Origin of the sequence: Methylobacterium oryzae (genome assembly GCF_021398735.1) — a bacterium.
GTDB lineage: Bacteria > Pseudomonadota > Alphaproteobacteria > Rhizobiales > Beijerinckiaceae > Methylobacterium.
The window spans coordinates 48,092-65,159 of the sequence record NZ_CP090349.1 but is presented as its reverse complement, the minus strand read 5'-3'; the positions used below and the strand labels follow the sequence as shown (position 1 = coordinate 65,159).

Sequence of the window (17,068 nt, the reverse complement as noted above, 5' to 3'; positions counted from 1 at the left end):
TCGGTCATTCCGAAGGATGACCACGGCACGGTCGCGCCGCGATAGCATATCTGCGCCGCAGCCGGTCAACGCGGCGCGCGATTCGGGCTTGCGCGGGGCGCGCGAACGCATAGGTCGGCGGGGATCAGGCGCGACGACGACGCGCGCCGAGGCTCATACCACGCAGACCGACGCCCGGCAGCGACAGGACAGGCACGCCATGGACGACGCGACGACCGGCACGAACGCCCCTCCGACCGACGGGATGGGACAGAGGACCGACAAGCTCCCCGTCGGTCAGGCCGATGTCGCGGCCGGGCTCGCCGAGGTGCGCGCCGCCATCGCCCGCGCGGCCGAGGATTCGGAGCGCGACCCGGCCGAAGTGCAACTCGTGGCGGTCTCCAAGACCGTACCGGCCGAGGGCATCCTGCCGGCGCTGAAGGCCGGCCATCGCGTCTTCGGCGAGAACTACGTCCAGGAATCCACCGCGAAGTGGCCGGCCCTCCGCCACCGCTTCCCGGACGTGGAGCTGCACCTCGTTGGGCCGCTGCAATCCAACAAGGCCCGGGAGGCGGTGGCGCTGTTCGACGTGATCCACTCCCTCGACCGGCTGTCGCTCGCGGCGGCCCTGGCCAAGGAGATCGAGCGGTCCGGCCGGACCCCGAAGCTGCTCATCCAGGTCAACACCGGCGCGGAGCCGCAGAAGGGCGGCGTGCTCCCGGACCAGCTCGCCACCCTCCTCTCGGAGTGCCAGGAGACCCACGGGCTGGCGATCCAGGGCCTGATGTGCATCCCGCCCGCGGACGACCCGCCCTCGGCCCATTTCGCCCTGCTGGCCCGGCTCGCCCACGAGCACAACCTGCCGATCCTCTCCATGGGCATGAGCGCGGACTTCCCAGCGGCGATCCAGATCGGCGCCACCCATGTCCGGGTCGGGACCGCGATCTTCGGGGCCCGGACCCGGAAGGCCTGACGCTGGGCCCGGGCCTCAACCTGGGCCCGGGCCTCAACCTGGGCCCGGGCCTCAACCTGGGCCCGGGCCTCAGCCGATCCGCAGGTGCGTCCGCGGCCCGAGGCGCCCGAGCAGGCGCAGGAGATCGGCCCGGGCCAGGGCGACGCAGCCCTCCGTGGGGCGGTAGCCGTCCCGGGCGATGTGCAGGAAGATCGCCGAGCCCCGCCCCTTCCGGATCGGGGCGCGGTTGTAGTCGAGGTCGATCACCACATCGTAGAGCCCGTCGCCCCGCCACATCGATTCGGCGCTGACCCCCGGGGCCGGCAGGCGGATCGGCCGGTTGTAGCGGCGGTCCCGGCTCTCGTCGCACCAGCCGTCGTCGGGGCGGGTCGCCCGCAGGGGCAGCAGCGTGCGCGGCCGGACCGCGAGGTGGTCGGGCCGGTACGCGCCGCCGCGCAGGCGGAAGCGCCCGCGCGGCGAGCCGCCGTCGCCCTCGCGCTTGTCGCCGACGATCCCGCCCGCCCCGAGGGCGCAGGGAATCACCGCCGGGCCGACGAGGAGCTGCCCGCGCCGCCGGTCCCCGACGAGGGCGCGGACGCGGATCTCCCCCAGGGTCAGGCGGATGGGTCCCCTGCTCGGCCGCCGCATCTCCGTCCTCCCGAATCCGCCCGGTCCCGGGGCCTTATGCCCGGGATCGGTACTTCGAACCGGTGAAAAATTGCGCACAAGGCAACTTCCGGCCACAAAGGATGCTCTATCTCTCGGTTGAACCCGGGCCGCCGAGCCGGGATTCGGGAGCGCGCCAGCCCCCCGCCGCGCCGCGGGGACCGCCGCCGTGATCCCGGAGCGGCGCGCCCCCGATCCCGCAGCCCGTTCGCCGGGGCGCTTGTCACGGCGGCGAAAGGATGCGGAAACACAAGCCTGGGTAGGGTCGTCGCGCGATCCTGCCGAGATCTGACATCATCGCATGCTGCACCCGGCAGGCGGCCCTCGCCCCTCCCGCAGCACGCATTGGGGCCCGGACGATGCCGAATGTCTACCGCCTGCTGATCTGCGACGACGACGCGGTCCTGCGCGATACCCTGACCGAGCAGCTCGATCTCTGCGACGAGTTCACGGTCTTCACCGAGGCCAACGCCACCGACGCGATCCGGCGGGTCGCCGCGGAGCGGATCGACCTCGCCGTCATGGATGTCGGCCTGCCCGACCTCGACGGGCGCGAGGCCGTGCGCCGGATGCGCGCCGCCGGCTTCCGCGGCCCGGTGATCATGCTGACCGCCCAGGATTCCGAGGCGGATCACGTCGAGGGGCTGGAGGCCGGCGCCAACGACTACGTCACCAAGCCGTTCAAGTTCGGCATCCTGCTGGCCCGGATCCGCGCCCACCTGCGCAGCCACGAGGCCTCCGAGGACGCGGTCTTCCAGATCGGCCCGTACACGTTCCGCCCGGGCGCCAAGCTCCTCGTCGGCGAGCGCGGCTCCAAGCTGAAGCTCACCGAGAAGGAGACCGCGATCCTGCGCTTCCTCTACCGGGCGGGCCGGGCCGTGGTGAACCGCGACACCCTGCTGGCCGAGGTCTGGGGCTACAACGCCCAGGTGACCACGCACACGCTGGAGACGCATATCTACCGGCTGCGCCAGAAGATCGAGCCGAACCCCGCCACCGCCGCGATCCTCGTGACCGAGGGCGGCGGATACAAGTTGCTGCCCTGACGAATTGAAGCTTTACGTGTAGGCGATCCGGCGGGTTCGCGTATGCGCAGGGTGGTGAGGCGTTCTTGGGGCTCGACGACGATATCGCGATCCTCGCGGCCGCGCCGCTGTTCGGCTTCCTCGACCGGGACGCCCTGCGCCTGCTGACCTTCGCGGCCGAGCGGCGCGACCTCGCGGACGGCGACCTGCTCTTCGCCCGCGGCGATCCGGCCGATGGCGGCTTCGTGGTGATGGCGGGCACGATCCGCCTGGAGCCCCGGGTTCCGACGGCCGAGCCGGTGCGGGCCGGGCGCTCGGCCCTGATCGGCCAGCTCGCCCTGTTCGTGCGCGGGACGCGCCCGACCGAGGCCCGGGCCGAGGGGAGCGCCGCGGTGATGCGGATCACCCCGATGCTGATGCGCCGCGTGCTGGAGGAGTTCCCCGCCGCCGCGCGGGCCGTCCACGACACCCTGGCGGACGACCTCGCCGGCCTGGTGACCGATCTCGATCAGGTGCGCGAACTGCTCGAGGTCATCGACGGCATCTCCTCAGGTGACAGCTCCGGTGGCCGCTTGTAAGCACGGGCTCCCGCCGCAAGAGTTCTGACCCGTCCCATGTCCCAGGCCGGCAAGCCCCATTCCGATCTCGCCCATTCCGATCTCGCCCAGACCATCGAAGCCGCCTGGGACGACCGCGCCAACGTGTCGACCGCCACCAAGGGCGCGGTGCGCGAGGCGGTCGAGGCGGCCCTGGAGCTGCTCGATTCGGGTAAGGCCCGCGTCGCCGAGAAGTCGGGCAACCACGACTGGGTGGTGAACCAGTGGCTGAAGAAGGCGGTGCTGCTCTCCTTCCGCCTCAACGACATGGCGACGATCGAGGGCGGCCCCGGCGGCGCGCCCTGGTGGGACAAGGTCGCGTCGAAATTCGCCGGCTGGGGCGAGGCCGAGTTCCGCGCCGCGGGCCTGCGCGCCGTGCCGGGCTGCTTCGTGCGCCGGGGCTCCTACATCGCTCCCGGCGCCGTGCTGATGCCGAGCTTCGTCAATCTCGGCGCCCATGTCGGCGAGGGCACGATGGTCGACACCTGGGTGACGATCGGCTCCTGCGCGCAGGTCGGGAAGAACTGCCACATCTCGGGCGGCGCCGGTATCGCCGGCGTCCTGGAGCCGCTCCAGGCCAACCCGGTGATCATCGAGGACGACTGCTTCATCGGCGCCCGCGCCGAGGTGGCGGAGGGCGTCATCGTCGGCCAGGGCAGCGTCCTGTCCATGGGCGTCTATATCGGCGCCTCCACCAAGATCGTCGACCGGACCACCGGCGAGGTCATGTACGGCCGGGTGCCGCCCTACTCGGTGGTCGTCTCGGGCACGATGCCCGGCAAGGCGCTGCCGGACGGCACGCCGGGCCCCGGCCTCTACTGCGCGGTGATCGTCAAGCGCGTCGATGCCGGCACGCGGTCCAAGACCGCCATCAACGAGCTGCTGCGCACCTGATTCATCCGGGACCTGGCGGGAGCGCGATGGAGACGTCCGAGCTGACCCTGACGGTGGCGGGCCGGACGGTGCCGACCCCCTGCGACCGGATCGGGGCGGGGCCGGACGCGCTCCTGCTCCCGGCCCTGTCGACCATCTCGGCGCGGGCCGAGATGCGCGGCCTCGCCGGCCGGCTCGGGACGGAGTACCGCTGCCTCGTCCCCGACTGGCCGGGCTTCGGTGCCCGGCCGCGGGCGCGCGTCCCCCTCGCCCCGGCGACCTTCCACGCCTTCCTGGACGCCCTGCTGGCGGCCGCGCCCGGCCCCTACGCCCTCGGCGTCGCGGCCGGCCACGCCGCCGGCTACCTCGTGGCGGCGGCGCGGCGCCACCCGGGGGCCTTCGGGCGGCTCGTCCTGGTGGCCCCGACCTGGCGGGGGCCGCTGCCCACCGCGATGCCGGGGCGGGCGCACTGGTTCCCGCGCATCCGCCGGGTCGTGGAGGCCCCGATCCTCGGCGAGGCGCTCTACCGGATCAACATCAGCCCGCCGATCATCGGCCGGATGATGCGCGCCCACGTCTACGCCGACGCGGCCCGGGTCACCCCGGCGGTGATCCGCGACAAGCACGCCATCACCCGCCAGCGCAACGGCCGCTTCGGCACCGCCGCCTTCGTCACCGGCGGCCTCGACCCGGTGGGCAGCCGCGACGCCTTCCTGGCCCTGTTCGGCGACGGCCTGCCGCCGACCCTGGTGCTGCGCCCCGCGGGCGCCCCGCGGCGCTCGGGCGCCGAGATGGACGCCCTCGTCGCCGGCGGCCGCGTGACCGGCGCCGCGATCCCCGGCGCTCTCAGCCCGCACGAGGAGCATCCGGACGCCGTGGCCGCCGCGATCCGGGAAGGCTGAATCCGTTCGAGGGCTCCCGGAAAGGTTCTAGCCGGTCATCCCGCCTGATCCCACGTTATGATCGGCCTCATGATCGTTTCGCGCTCGTCGACTTCGTGAATGCCGTCGTAGCTGACGCCACAGAACCTCAGATTATTCTTGTAGAAGAACAGATGGGACGCCATTTCCAGAAGGAAGGTGAATGGCTTCTCGTTCCGATACGTCCCTGTTCTGCGCACGTAGAGTTCGGGATGTCGAACGATGTTCCAGTCTGCGTCAAAAAATCTTCGTATCAATGGAAGATAGAATTTGACGTACTCGATAAGATGTTCACGCGATTGGAAGCCGATATAGTTGCAGAAAAGTCGGAAATCATGCGGTACTGATCGACGAAGCGCACGCCGTACAGCCCGTCGAGAAAAGCGATTCCCTCATCCTTGATGCCGAGATAGCCAACTTCCTTGTAGAATTGGAGATCTTGAAAATTGGCCTTTCGATCGTACGAAGGTAGATATCCCCATCCGTAACACTTCAGGCACGGGAAGGCGAACGCCAGCAACGTCTGAAGCTCCAGGGGTAGGGACAGATTCTTCTCGAAGAACCGTGACGACACGACGAAGAACGGATACTGCGCGAAAGGCTTCTCGAATTCGGTGAGAAGGAACGACCATTCCGCGATAAATCTGCTCCCGGCGTCAATGATGCTGGGATTGAGGATGCGTTCCTCGATGTACGCGCTCCGAAAATCGCGTGGCGCGCCGGTTTTATCGACGAAATAGAATTTCGCGGGGAGGTCTCTGTCGAAAAACCTCCTGTCTATCGGCGTCGATCTCGCGACATGATTGAATTCATGCGCCGTGATGACGTAGAGGGACCCAAGTTCTTCGCGGCGGTGATCCTCCTTCTGGGTGTCAATCATCAGAGTGCCGCTTTGCGCCGCCCGCGATAGAACATCTACCGGTCAGTGTTGCCGAGCAAACTTGCCTCGGGCTTGCATCGGAGGTCGTCGACGTGCGTTTCCCCGGGCATCGCCATGCTCTGACGACGCTTCGCACCGCGCACCGATCGGAATGCGCACCTACAACATGCAGCGGTTCATAAGGCGCCTCGGCCGCCGCACGCTGGACAGATCGGGCCGCCTGTGCAGGGACTGAACGGGCCGGCTGAGCCGTTCCTCCGGCAGCGGGCGCGCCCCGCAGATTCCATCCGAGAGAGTCCCGGATCCGATGCTGCGCACGCCGTCCCTGCCCCTCTTCGCCCCGGCCGCCCTCACCCTCCTCCTGGCCTTCGCGGCCCGGGCCGAGGATTCCCCCCGCCCAGCCCCCTCGGCCCCCCCGGCAACACCGGCGGCCCCGTCCCTCGGTGCCGACACGCTGAAGCCCGGCAAGCCGGCCGTGAAGCCCTATCTGGCCGACGCGGCGGTGCCGGACGCCGTCCAGTTCCTGCCCTCCCCGCCGGCCCACGACGCGCCCCTCGACAAGGCCGACCGGGCGGCCTTCAACAGCACCCGCGCCCTCAAGGGGTCGCCGCGCTGGGAGCTGGCCGCCAACGACGTGTCCGAGGGCGCCGCCGCCGTTCTGGAGAACTTCGCCTGCGTGCTCGGCACCCGGATCGATCAGGCGCGGGTGCCGGCGGTGATCAACCTCCTGGAGCGCGCCCGTCTCGATCTTGCCCGGGCGACGCGCGGACCCAAGGTCCATTACCGGCGCCTCCGCCCGTTCGTCGGCAACGAGGCGCCGATCTGCGTGCAGCGCAGCCAGGCCCTGGCCGACAGCTTCAGCTACCCGTCGGGCCACGCCACGCAGGGCTGGGCCTACGCGCTGATCCTCGCGTCCCTGGTGCCCGAGAAGGCGACCCCAATCCTAGCCCGCGGCCGGGCCTACGGCGAGAGCCGGATCGTCTGCGGCGTGCACTGGCTCAGCGACGTGGCCGCGGGACGCCTGACCGGCACCGCGGTCTTCGCCGCCCTGATGGGCGACGCGGCCTTCCGCGCCGATCTCGACAAGGCCCGCGCCGAGCTTCGCGGCGCCCTCGCCAGTCCCGGGACGGTTCCCGATCAGGCCGCCTGCACCCGGGAGGCGACCGCCCTGCGGGAGCCCCCGCTCGAGTTCTAGACGCGAACGATTGTAGATTTGAATGCTTCCAAGTGTGTGATTTACAACACGTTTTCGGCTTGATCGAGCGGCCGTGATCGATGGTACGGGAGCCCCGGGCGCCGTGTAGAGGCGCGTTCGTGGGTCCCCGATGTCGTTTCGTTCCGCTCCGTCCGGTCTGCTCCTCGCCACCACCGCACTGACCACCGTCGCCCTGGTCCCGGCGGCCGCCGCGCAGGGCGCCGCCGTCCAGCTCGACGAGATCTCCGTGGAGGCCGCCCGCCCGGCCGCCGCGGCCCCGACGGGCGTCGGCGGCGGCGGCAATGTCAGCCGCGGCGACGGCGGCGGCGCGGCCACCAGCGGCGGCGGCGGCGGCCCCTCCGGCGTCACCGGCTACGTGGCGCGCGTGAGCCCCGCGGCGACCAAGACCAACACGCCCCTGCTCGAGACCCCGCAATCGGTCTCGGTGGTCACCCGGGAGCAGCTCAACGACCGCAACGTGCAGGATCTGGCCCAGGCGATCGCCTACACGCCGGGCGTGTCGAGCAGCGTGTTCGGCTTCGATCCCCGCTACGATGCCTTCTACATCCGCGGCTTCAGCGCGACCTACAACGGCATCTTCCGCGACGGCCTGCGCCTCAATGCCGTCGGCCTGACGATCCCGCGCAGCGAGCCCTACGGGCTGGACGCGGTCACCATCCTGAGGGGGCCGGCCTCGGGCCTCTACGGTCTCGGCTCGCCCGGCGGCATCGTCGACTCGACCTCGAAGCGCCCGGTCTTCGTACCCTTCGGAGAGGTGCAGTTTCAGGCCGGCAACTACGACCGCTTCCAGGGCAATTTCGACATCGGCGGCCCGGTGGCGGGCACCGACGGGACGATGGCCTACCGCGTGACCGGCGTGAAGCGCCAGTCCAACACCTACCTGCCCGGCGGAGACGACGACCGCACCTTCATCGCCCCGTCCTTCACGTGGCGCCCGGATTCCGACACCAGCTTCACCTTCCTCAGCGAGTATTTCGAGTCGCGCCTGCCGGGAACGTCCTTCTTCTACAACGATCCGGGCTTCCGGGTGACCAATTTCTACTCCGGCGATCCGGCGCTCAACCAGTACAAGCAGCAGCAGTATCGCGTCGGCTACGCCTTCGAGCACAGGTTCTCGCCGGATCTGATCTTCCGTCAGAACTTTCGCTACTACGACGTTCGCGCGGATTACGATTACACCTCGATCACGGGGCTGAACCCGGCCCGGACCCTGGGCGCGCGGACGGCCGGCGCCTACCTGGACACGCTGGGCCAGATCTCCCTCGACAACCAGCTCGAGGGCCGCTTCACCACCGGTCCGATCCAGCACACCCTGATCGGCGGGGTCGATTACGCCCATTACGACTACACGCGCGCCTTCGGTTTCGGGGCCGCGCCGGACCTCAACCTCCTGACCCTGAACTACGGCCAGCAGGTGATCGCCCGGCCGCGCTACACGAACTTCCAGAGTCAGGCGCAGGATCAGATCGGCGCCTACTTGCAGGATCAGGCCAAGCTCGGGCGCTTCGTGCTGACCCTCACCGGCCGGCACGACTGGGTCTTCCAGAACACGAGCGACCGGACGGCCGGCACGGTCGCCGACCAGACCGATCGGGCCTTCTCGGGCCGCATCGGCCTGAATTACCTGCTCACCGACTTCCTGGTGCCCTACGCCAGCTACGCCACGACCTTCACGCCGCAGGTCGGCGTCGACGTGAACGGGAACCCGTTCAAGGCCGCGACCGGCGACCAGATCGAGGCCGGCGTGAAGGCAGCCATCCCGAACACCAACATCACGACGTCGTTCTCAGGGTTCGACATCGTGCAATCGTCGCTCCTGCGGCAGGATCCGAACAACATCGCCAATCAGGTCGCGACCGGGTCGGTCGAGTCGAAAGGGTTCGAGGCCGAGCTGACGGCGAACTTCGCGCCGGGAACCAACCTGACGCTGTCCTACACCCACCTCAACCTTCGCTATCTGCGCCAGACCTCCCTGGTCACCGGGCGGCCGATCGACGGCAACGCCCTCTCGGGGATCCCGGGCGACAGCTTCACCGCCTTCGGGACCTATCAGTTCGCGCCCGGCTCGCCGCTGGCCGGCCTGCAACTGGGCGGCGGCATCCGCTACGCCGGGACGAGCTTCGCCGACGACGAGAACACCGTCCGCAATCCGACCGTGACCCTGTTCGACGCGCTGGTCGCCTACGATTTCGCGGCCCTCGACCCGAAGTACAGGGGCTTCCGCGCGCAGATCAACGCGTCCAACATCTTCGACCGCAGCTACACGACCTGCCAGGCCGGGTTCTGCTACCGCGGCGCGCCCGCGACGGTCATCGGCAGCCTGATCTACCGCTGGTAATGTCCGGGAGCGGGGGCCGCGGCATGGCAGGTCCCCGTCCCCGGCACTGGAGCCGGGATCGGAAACCGTCCTAAGGCCGGAGCATCGTCCTCCGACCCGGACCCGCCATGCTCTCGACCCTGCTGGTCGTGCTGCCGATCTTCGCGCTGATCTTCGCCGGCTGGCTGGCCCGGCGCGTCGGCGTGCTCGGGGCCGCCGCCACCACCGAACTCAACCGGTTCGTGGTCTTCCTGGCCCTGCCGGCGCTGCTGTTCGACGTGACCGCGCACGCCCACTGGAGCACCATCTGGAAGCCCGGCTTCATCGGCGCCTTCGGACTCAGCAGCCTCGCGATCTTCGCCCTCGCCGTGCTGATCCGCGGCGGGGCGGGGCGGCCGCTGGCCGACGCCGCGGTCGACGGGCTCAACGCCGGCTACGCCAATACCGGCTTCATGGGCTTCCCGCTGGCGCTCGTCGCCTTCGGGCCGGAGGCGCTCGCGCCCACCACGGTGGCGGCGATCCTCACGGTCTGCGGGGTCTTCGCGGTGGCGATCGTGCTCATCGAGACCGGTCTGCGGCGCGAGGCGGCCGCGTCGGGGAGGGGCGGCGGGGCGCGCCGGCCCGTCTGGTGGACGGTCGGCCGTTCGCTGGTGCGCAACCCGCTGCTGGTGGCACCGGCGCTGGGCGCGCTGGTGCCGAGCGCCGGCCTCGCCGTGCCGGACGCGGTGGCCACGTTCCTGAAGCTCCTCGGCGGCGCGGCGGCGCCCTGCGCTCTGGTGGCGCTCGGCCTGTTCCTGGCCCAGCCCCGCCAGACCGGGGGCGGGCAGGGGCGCACCGCCGCGCTGCTCGTCGGCCTGAAGCTGGTGCTCCACCCGCTCCTGGCCTACGGCCTCGGCCGCTACCTGTTCGACCTGCCCCCGCTCCTGCTGCACACCGCGGTGCTCATGGCCGCCCTCCCCACCGGCACCGGGCCGTTCATGCTGGCGGAGTTCTACCGGCGCGAGGCCGACCTAACCGCCACCGTGGTGCTGGTCTCGACCGTGCTGGCCGTCGTGACGGTCTCGGCCTACCTCGCGGCGATCGCCTAGGCGGCCCGGTGATCCCGGGCTCTCCGGACGGCCGCGGCCTCACATTCGGAAACCGGGCGACCACGCTCTTGCCGCAGAGGAATCGTAACGTTTGCCCCGTAGCGTTGTGGCGCGGAACGCCGTGTCCGCGCTAGAACGATCCGACAGGCAGGGGCGGAACGACGGCGGATGGTGGGTTCGGGAGTTTCCATCGCGGGGCGGATCGCCCGCCTCGCCTGCGCGACCGGCCTGGCGCTGAGCCTCTCGGCCTGCTTCCGGCCGCTCTACGGGCCGACCGCCTCGGGGGAATCCGTCCAGGCCCTGCTCGCCTCGGTCCAGGTCGACGACGTCGCGATGGCCCAGGGCCAGGAGCGCCTCGGCCACTACCTGCGCAGCGAGCTGGTCTTCGACCTCGACGGGTCCGGCCACCCGGCGACCAAGCGCTACCGGCTGAAGCTCTCGGGCTCCGAGATCGTGCAGACCCCGATCGTCTCCTCCACCACCGGCCGCGCCGAGGCCGGCACCCTGGTGGCCAACATCAAGTACAGCCTCGAGGATATGGGCGGCACCAAGGTCTATACCGAGGGCGTCGCCACCTCGACCGCGACCTACGACCGCTCGGTGCAGCGCTTCGCCAGCCAGCGGGCGGCGCGGGACGCCGAGATCCGTCTGGCCAGCGTGCTGTCCGACCAGATCAAGAGCCGCCTCGCCGCCGTCCTCTCGACGAAGCCGTAATCCGACGTGACGGCGGTCAAGGCCGGCGAGATCGAGGGGCTGATCCGGCGCGGGCCCGATCCGCGCATCCCCGTCATCCTGGTCTTCGGGCCGGATACCGGTCTGGTGACCGAGCGGGCCCGGAAGCTCGCGGAGGATTTCGTCGACGACCCGGCCGACCCGTTCGCGCTGGTGCGGATCGACGGCGACGCCCTCGCCTCCGATCCGGGCCGGCTGTGCGACGAGGCCGGGACGATGGGCCTGTTCGGCGGCCGCCGGTCGATCTGGGTCCGGCCCGGCACCCGCAACTACGCGCCTGCCGTCGAGGCGGTGCTCGGCGCGACCGTCGCCGACGCCCGCATCGTGGTGGAGGCCGGTGACCTCGCCAAGAACAACCCGCTCCGCACCCTCTGCGAGCGCTCGCCGAAGGCGCTCGCGATTCCCTGCTACGCCGACGACGAGCGGACCCTCTCGGACCTGATCGAGCGCACCCTCCAGGAGCGCGGCCTGCGCATCGACCGCGCCGCCCGGGAGGTCCTGGCCCGCAGCCTCGGCGGCGACCGCCGGGCGAGCCTGATGGAGATCGAGAAGCTCGCCCTCTACGCCGCGGGGGAGGGGGACAGGACCGTGACCCTCGAGCACGTGGAGGCCGTCACCAGCGACGTCGCGGCGAGCGTGCTCAACACCCTGATCGACGCCGCCTTCGACGGCCGCCGCGACGCGGTGGAGCGCGACTACCGCCGCTTCCGGCACGAGGGTCTCGACCCGGGGGTGGTGCTGAGCTCGGCGCTGCGGCATGCCCTGACGCTGCTCACCACCCGCCTCGACAATCCCGACAAGACGCCCGCCATGATGGTCGCGACGTGGCGGGGCCTGCATTTCAAGCGCAGGGCCAGCATCGAGGGCCAACTCGGCGCGTGGCCGGCCGGAACGCTCCGTCAGGCCGTGGCGGCCCTGCAGGAGGCGATCCTGGCCTGCCGGCGGGCGCAGCCCGACCTGGCCCACGCGCTGGCCTCGGCGGCCCTCCTGCGGGTCGCCGAGGCGGGGGCGCGGCGGCGCCGCTGAGGCCGCGCCGTCGGCGGCGCGGATTGCCTCTCCCGCACGGAAGAGGGGGGTACGGCGCGACGGTCCCGACCGGAGGGGCCCGCAGGCGAGACGGCTGCGACACGACCCGACGCGGACACTGACGCGCGATGTCGGTGCTCCATCGCCCGGCCCGGACCGCCTGACCTGAGCGAGACACCACGCCCTCTACCACCGCGCGCCGCGGCCTGCTTGCTGACCGCCCTCGTGCCCGGCCCGCGCCGGGCCTGCGCCGGGCTCGCTGAGCCCGGGCCCCCGGGCTGGCCGGGACGGTTCCTCAGGCGTCCGAGACCTTGAACCGGTTGAGGAGTGCCTGCAGCTCGTCCTGGGTCTCGTAGCGGATGCGGATCTCGCCCGAATCGGCGTCCTTGGGCTTGTAGGAGACCGGGACGCCGAGGGCCCGGTGGATCCGCAGTTCCAGGTCGCGCACCGTCGCGGGACGCTCGGCCGAGAGGCGCGGGCGCCCGGGGCGCGGCGTCTCGGCCGGAGCGGCCTCCGCGGAGGCGATCGCCTCCACGTCCCGGACCGACAGGCTCTCGGCCACGACGCGCCGCGCCGTGGCCTCCGGATCGCGCACGGCCAGCAGCGCGCGCGCGTGGCCGGCGGTCAGCTCGCCCGCGGTGACCCGCTCCTGCACGGACAGCGGCAGGTTGAGCAGCCGGAGCGTGTTGGCGAGGTGGCTGCGACTCTTGCCGAGGATCTCGGCCAGCTCCTTCTGGGTGTACGAGAAATCCTTCATCAGGCGCTCGTAGCCGGACGCCTCCTCGATCGCGTTGAGGTCGGTGCGCTGGACGTTCTCCAGAATGGCGAATTCCAGGGAGCCGCGGTCGTCGATCTCGACCACCACCACCGGCACCTCGTCGAGGCCGGCGCGCTGGGCGGCCCGCCAGCGCCGCTCGCCGGCCACGATCTCGAAGGTCCCGGGCACGTCGCCGATCGGGCGGACCACGATCGGCTGGATGATGCCCCGCTGGCCGATCGAGGCCGCCAGCTCGGACAGCTCCGTCTCGGCGAAGCTCCGGCGCGGGTTGCGCGGGTTGGCGCGCAGGAACTCGATCGGGACCCGGCGCTGCTCCTCGGCCTTGGCCGAGGCCTTGCCGGCCTCGTTGAAGTCACCGATCAGCGCCGCGAGCCCGCGCCCCAGTCGAGGCTTCGCCCCCTCCTCCGCCATGATCGCCACCCGTGTCACGCTCCACACTCGCCCCTCGAATCGGGAGGGGGACTCAAACCCGTCAGGCCGCGGCCGGAACCCGGCCCTCGCGCTGGATCACCTCCGAGGCGAGGCGCAGGTAGGCCTGACTGCCGGCGCATTTCAGGTCGTACAGCAGCGCCGGCTTCCCGTGCGAGGGCGCCTCGGAGATCCGGACGTTGCGGGGGATCACGGTCTCGTAGACCTTGTCGCCCATGAAGCCGCGCACGTCCGCCACGACCTGGGCGGAGAGGTTGTTGCGCGGGTCGAACATCGTCAGCACGATGCCCTGGATCGTCAGCTTCGGGTTCAGGGCGCCGCGGACCTGCTCGACGGTGCGCAGCAGCTGGCTGAGGCCCTCCAGGGCGAAGAACTCGCACTGCAGCGGCACCAGCACCGCGTCGGCGGCCGCCAGCGCGTTGATGGTCAGCAGGTTGAGCGAGGGCGGGCAGTCGATCAGCACGTAGCTGATCCGGCTGAGGCTCGGTGCCTGCGTCAGGCTCTTCAGCACGCCGCGCAGCCGGTGCGCCCGGTCGGGGAGGGTGGCCAGCTCCAGCTCCAGGCCGAGGAGGTCCATGGTCGAGGGCGCCAGCGACAGCCGCGGCACGGCGGTGGGGACCACCGCCTGCGCCAGCGAGGCCTCGCCGGCCATGACCTCGTAGGTCGAGACCCGGCGCTTGGCGCGGTCGATCCCGAGACCCGTGGAGGCGTTGCCCTGCGGGTCGAGATCGACGACCAGCACGTCCTCGCCGATCGCCGCCAGGGCGGTGCCGAGGTTGATCGCCGTCGTGGTCTTGCCGACGCCGCCCTTCTGGTTGGCGAGCGCCAGAACGCGCAGAGGGCGTCGCATGGATGAATCCATGGACCTGTCGGCGGGGTCGCCGAGGATCGCTTCGCTCATCGGTGGCTCGGGGCGGCGAGGGCAGTGACGCGCACGATCCGGGCTTCGGAATCGGTCCGGCTCGGCACGAGGTCGTTAACGACTCTCCACTGCGCGCCGGCCTGGGTCAATTCTGCTTGTACGTCCCGCCCCTTCGGAAACAGGCCGGTGGTGCCCGTTTTCAACAGAGGCTCCGTCCAGGCGAGGAGCTGCGCCATCGGGGCGAGGGCGCGGGCGCAGACCACGTCGGTCCCGACGTACTCGCCGATCACCGCCTCGACGCGGGCGTTGCGCACCCGGGCCGGCGCCCCGGTGAGCCGGGCGGTCTCGGTGAGGAACGCGCACTTGCGCGCGTTGCTCTCCACGAGATCGACCCGGACGCCGCGCTCCCGGCCGGCGATGGCGAGGATCAGGCCCGGGATGCCCGCCCCGGAGCCGAGATCGAGCCACGTGCGGGCCTCCGGCGCGAGGTCGAGGAGCTGCAGCGCGTCGTCGATGTGGCGGCTCCAGACCTCCGCCAGCGTCGCGGGGCCGACAAGGTTCTTGATCGGCTGCCAGCGCCGCAGCTGCGCCACGTAGAGGTCGAGCCGCTCGGCTGTTTCACGTGAAACACCGGCCGCCGCGAGAACCCGGGCGCGATCCGGATCGCTCATGCCGGGAGCCGGTCCGCGGGGGCCGACGCCGCGCGCGCGCCGCGCCGCGCGTGGGCGGCCAGCAGGGTGAGGGCGGCCGGGGTCACGCCCTCGATCCGCGCCGCCTGTCCGAGGGTCCCGGGGCGCACCGTCTCGAGCTTCACCCGCATCTCATTCGAGAGGCCGCTGATCGCCGCGTAGTCCAGCCCCGCCGGCAGGCGCACGGCCTCGTCACGGCGGAAGGCCGCGATGTCGGCGTCCTGCCGGTCGAGATAGACCGCGTAGGTCGCGTCGGTCTTCATCCGGTCGGCGATCCGCGGGGCGACCTCGGCGAGGTCCGGCCACACCGCCGCCAGGTCGGACCAGCCGATCTCCGGGTAGGCGAGGAGCTGGAAGCCGGTGCGGCGGATGCCGTCGCGGTTCAGGACGATCCCGTGGGCCGCGGCCTGGCTCGGCGTCAGGCTCACCGCGTCGAGGCGGGCGCGCGCCGCGTCGAGCGCCGCCTGCCCGGCCGCGAAATGGGCCGCCCTGTGTCCTCCGACGCAGCCCAGCGCGATCCCGCGCGGCGTCAGCCGGGCGTCGGCGTTGTCGACCCGCAGGGACAGCCGGTACTCCGAGCGCGAGGTGAACATCCGGTAGGGCTCGCTGACTCCCTGGGTCACGAGGTCGTCGATCATCACGCCGAGATAGGACTCGGCCCGGTCGAAGCCCGCGATGCCGAGGCCGCCCGCGTGCCGGGCGGCGTTGAGGCCGGCCACCAGCCCCTGGCCGGCGGCCTCCTCGTAGCCCGTCGTGCCGTTGATCTGGCCGGCCAGGAACAGGCCCGGCAGGCTCTTCACCTGGAGGCCGACGTCGAGTTCCCGGGGGTCCACGTAATCGTACTCGATGGCGTAGCCCGGCCGCAGGATCGCGGCCCGCTCCAGCCCGGGGATCAGGCGGACGAGGTCGTGCTGCACCTCTTCGGGCAGCGCCGTGGAGATGCCGTTCGGGTAGATCGTCGGGTCGTCGAGACCTTCGGGCTCCAGGAAGATCTGGTGCCCCTCCCGGTCGCCGAAGCGCACGACCTTGTCCTCGATCGACGGGCAGTAGCGCGGGCCCCGACTGGCGATGCCGCCGGAATACATCGGCGAGCGGTGCAGGTTGGCGCGGATCAGGTCGTGGACCGCCCGGCTCGTCCGGGTGATGCCGCAGCGGATCTGCGGCGTCGTGATCCGCTCGGTCAGCGTCGAGAACGGCACCGGCTCGGCGTCGGCCTCCTGCATCTCCAGGCCGGACCAGTCGATGGTCCGCCCGTCGAGGCGCGGGGGCGTGCCGGTCTTCAGGCGCCCGAGGCGCAGGCCGAGCCGGTCGAGAGTCCGCGCCAGCCCGACCGCCGGCGCCTCGCCGACGCGGCCCGCCGGGATCTGCCGCCCGCCGATATGGATCAGGCCGCGCAGGAACGTGCCGGTGGTCAGTACAACCGCGCCGCAGGCGAGGGTCCGGCCGTCGGCCAGGACGAGGCCGCGGAGGCGGCCCTCGGCGTCGAAGGCCAAGTCCTCGCAGGCGCCGGCGATGACCGTCAGCCCCTCGGTCCCGGCCACGGCCGACTGCATGGCGGCCGCGTAGAGCTTGCGGTCGGCTTGGGTCCGGGGGCCGCGCACCGCCGGTCCCTTGCGGCGGTTGAGCAGGCGGAACTGGATGCCGGCCGCGTCGGCGACCCGGCCCATCAGCCCGTCCAGGGCATCGACCTCGCGGACAAGGTGCCCCTTGCCGAGGCCGCCGATCGCCGGGTTGCAGGACATCACCCCGATCGTCGCCGGATCGTGGGTGACCAGCGCGGTGCGCGCGCCGCAGCGCGCCGCGGCGGCGGCGGCCTCGACGCCGGCATGGCCGCCGCCGACGACCGCGACGTCGAACCGGGCGGAGGAGGGGGTGAGCATCGGGTACCGAGCAGCCTTTCGCGGACATCCCGCCGCGGGTGCGAGGAGCGCCCCGGGCCGTGCACGGCGGGTGGGCGCGGGACCGGCGGATCTGCCGGGAGGTCTAAGCGCGCGAAGGCGCGCGGGTCAACGCGTCCCGCCCGCCGCAACGACGCCCCCT

16 protein-coding genes are annotated in these 17,068 nt (G+C 71.4%); 10 read left to right on the top strand and 6 right to left on the bottom strand.

Annotated elements, in window-relative coordinates; translation table 11 throughout:
• Positions 1-244: 244 nt before the first annotated feature.
• The gene (locus LXM90_RS00280) at positions 245-952 is read left to right on the top strand and encodes a YggS family pyridoxal phosphate-dependent enzyme (protein WP_199778775.1); all 708 of its coding nucleotides are present in this window, start codon (positions 245-247) and stop codon (positions 950-952) included.
• A 69-nt stretch (positions 953-1,021) separates the two neighbouring features.
• Here LXM90_RS00280 and LXM90_RS00275 read toward each other — a convergent pair whose 3' ends face one another.
• Positions 1,022-1,579, bottom strand: a complete 558-nt coding sequence (locus tag LXM90_RS00275) for a L,D-transpeptidase family protein (RefSeq protein ID WP_020094281.1) — start codon at positions 1,577-1,579, stop codon at positions 1,022-1,024.
• Between the two features lie 377 nt (positions 1,580-1,956).
• Here LXM90_RS00275 and LXM90_RS00270 point away from each other — a divergent pair, with 377 nt between their 5' ends.
• From LXM90_RS00270 to LXM90_RS00255, 4 genes are all read left to right on the top strand, one after another.
• Entirely contained in the window at positions 1,957-2,643 is a 687-nt protein-coding gene (locus LXM90_RS00270; protein WP_020094282.1) for a response regulator transcription factor, read from the top strand.
• A gap of 65 nt (positions 2,644-2,708) precedes the next feature.
• On the top strand, positions 2,709-3,200 hold the full coding sequence (locus tag LXM90_RS00265; RefSeq protein ID WP_020094283.1) for a cyclic nucleotide-binding domain-containing protein: 492 nt from the start codon (positions 2,709-2,711) through the stop codon (positions 3,198-3,200).
• A gap of 36 nt (positions 3,201-3,236) precedes the next feature.
• Complete coding sequence (dapD, locus tag LXM90_RS00260) at positions 3,237-4,112, top strand: 2,3,4,5-tetrahydropyridine-2,6-dicarboxylate N-succinyltransferase (RefSeq protein WP_020094284.1); 876 nt, start codon at positions 3,237-3,239, stop codon at positions 4,110-4,112.
• A 26-nt stretch (positions 4,113-4,138) separates the two neighbouring features.
• Entirely contained in the window at positions 4,139-4,993 is an 855-nt protein-coding gene (locus LXM90_RS00255; RefSeq protein ID WP_234081406.1) for an alpha/beta fold hydrolase, read from the top strand.
• 271 nt (positions 4,994-5,264) lie between these two features.
• On the opposite strand, the gene LXM90_RS00250 is transcribed toward LXM90_RS00255, so the two are convergent.
• Positions 5,265-5,891 (bottom strand): hypothetical protein, encoded by a 627-nt coding sequence (locus LXM90_RS00250; RefSeq protein WP_234081404.1) that lies wholly within the window; start codon positions 5,889-5,891, stop codon positions 5,265-5,267.
• 307 nt (positions 5,892-6,198) lie between these two features.
• Here LXM90_RS00250 and LXM90_RS00245 point away from each other — a divergent pair, with 307 nt between their 5' ends.
• The 5 genes from LXM90_RS00245 (at position 6,199) to holA (ending at position 12,270) form a co-directional block, all read left to right on the top strand.
• Complete coding sequence (locus LXM90_RS00245; protein WP_234081402.1) at positions 6,199-7,086, top strand: acid phosphatase; 888 nt, start codon at positions 6,199-6,201, stop codon at positions 7,084-7,086.
• Between the two features lie 130 nt (positions 7,087-7,216).
• Positions 7,217-9,445, top strand: coding sequence for a TonB-dependent siderophore receptor (locus LXM90_RS00240; RefSeq protein WP_234081400.1), 2,229 nt, complete (start codon positions 7,217-7,219; stop codon positions 9,443-9,445).
• A gap of 107 nt (positions 9,446-9,552) precedes the next feature.
• Positions 9,553-10,512, top strand: coding sequence for an AEC family transporter (locus LXM90_RS00235; protein ID WP_056533525.1), 960 nt, complete (start codon positions 9,553-9,555; stop codon positions 10,510-10,512).
• 168 nt (positions 10,513-10,680) lie between these two features.
• Positions 10,681-11,226 (top strand): LPS assembly lipoprotein LptE, encoded by a 546-nt coding sequence (gene lptE, locus LXM90_RS00230; RefSeq protein WP_056533523.1) that lies wholly within the window; start codon positions 10,681-10,683, stop codon positions 11,224-11,226.
• 6 nt (positions 11,227-11,232) lie between these two features.
• Positions 11,233-12,270: a DNA polymerase III subunit delta gene (gene holA, locus LXM90_RS00225; RefSeq protein WP_234081398.1), complete on the top strand. Its 1,038-nt coding sequence runs from the start codon at positions 11,233-11,235 to the stop codon at positions 12,268-12,270.
• A gap of 295 nt (positions 12,271-12,565) precedes the next feature.
• Here the strand turns inward: holA and LXM90_RS00220 are convergent, their stop codons facing one another.
• The 4 genes from LXM90_RS00220 to mnmG form a co-directional block, all read right to left on the bottom strand.
• On the bottom strand, positions 12,566-13,459 hold the full coding sequence (locus LXM90_RS00220; protein ID WP_026605106.1) for a ParB/RepB/Spo0J family partition protein: 894 nt from the start codon (positions 13,457-13,459) through the stop codon (positions 12,566-12,568).
• Positions 13,460-13,520: 61 nt separating this feature from the next.
• Positions 13,521-14,378, bottom strand: a complete 858-nt coding sequence (locus LXM90_RS00215) for a ParA family protein (RefSeq protein WP_020094293.1) — start codon at positions 14,376-14,378, stop codon at positions 13,521-13,523.
• The gene (gene rsmG / locus LXM90_RS00210) at positions 14,375-15,010 is read right to left on the bottom strand and encodes a 16S rRNA (guanine(527)-N(7))-methyltransferase RsmG (RefSeq protein WP_020094294.1); all 636 of its coding nucleotides are present in this window, start codon (positions 15,008-15,010) and stop codon (positions 14,375-14,377) included. The genes LXM90_RS00215 and rsmG overlap by 4 nt, the downstream gene beginning before the upstream one ends.
• Positions 15,007-16,908 carry a tRNA uridine-5-carboxymethylaminomethyl(34) synthesis enzyme MnmG gene (gene mnmG, locus LXM90_RS00205; protein WP_020094295.1) on the bottom strand — a complete coding sequence of 634 codons (1,902 nt, stop codon included), beginning with the start codon at positions 16,906-16,908 and terminating at the stop codon, positions 15,007-15,009. The genes rsmG and mnmG overlap by 4 nt, the downstream gene beginning before the upstream one ends.
• Positions 16,909-17,068 lie beyond the last annotated feature (160 nt).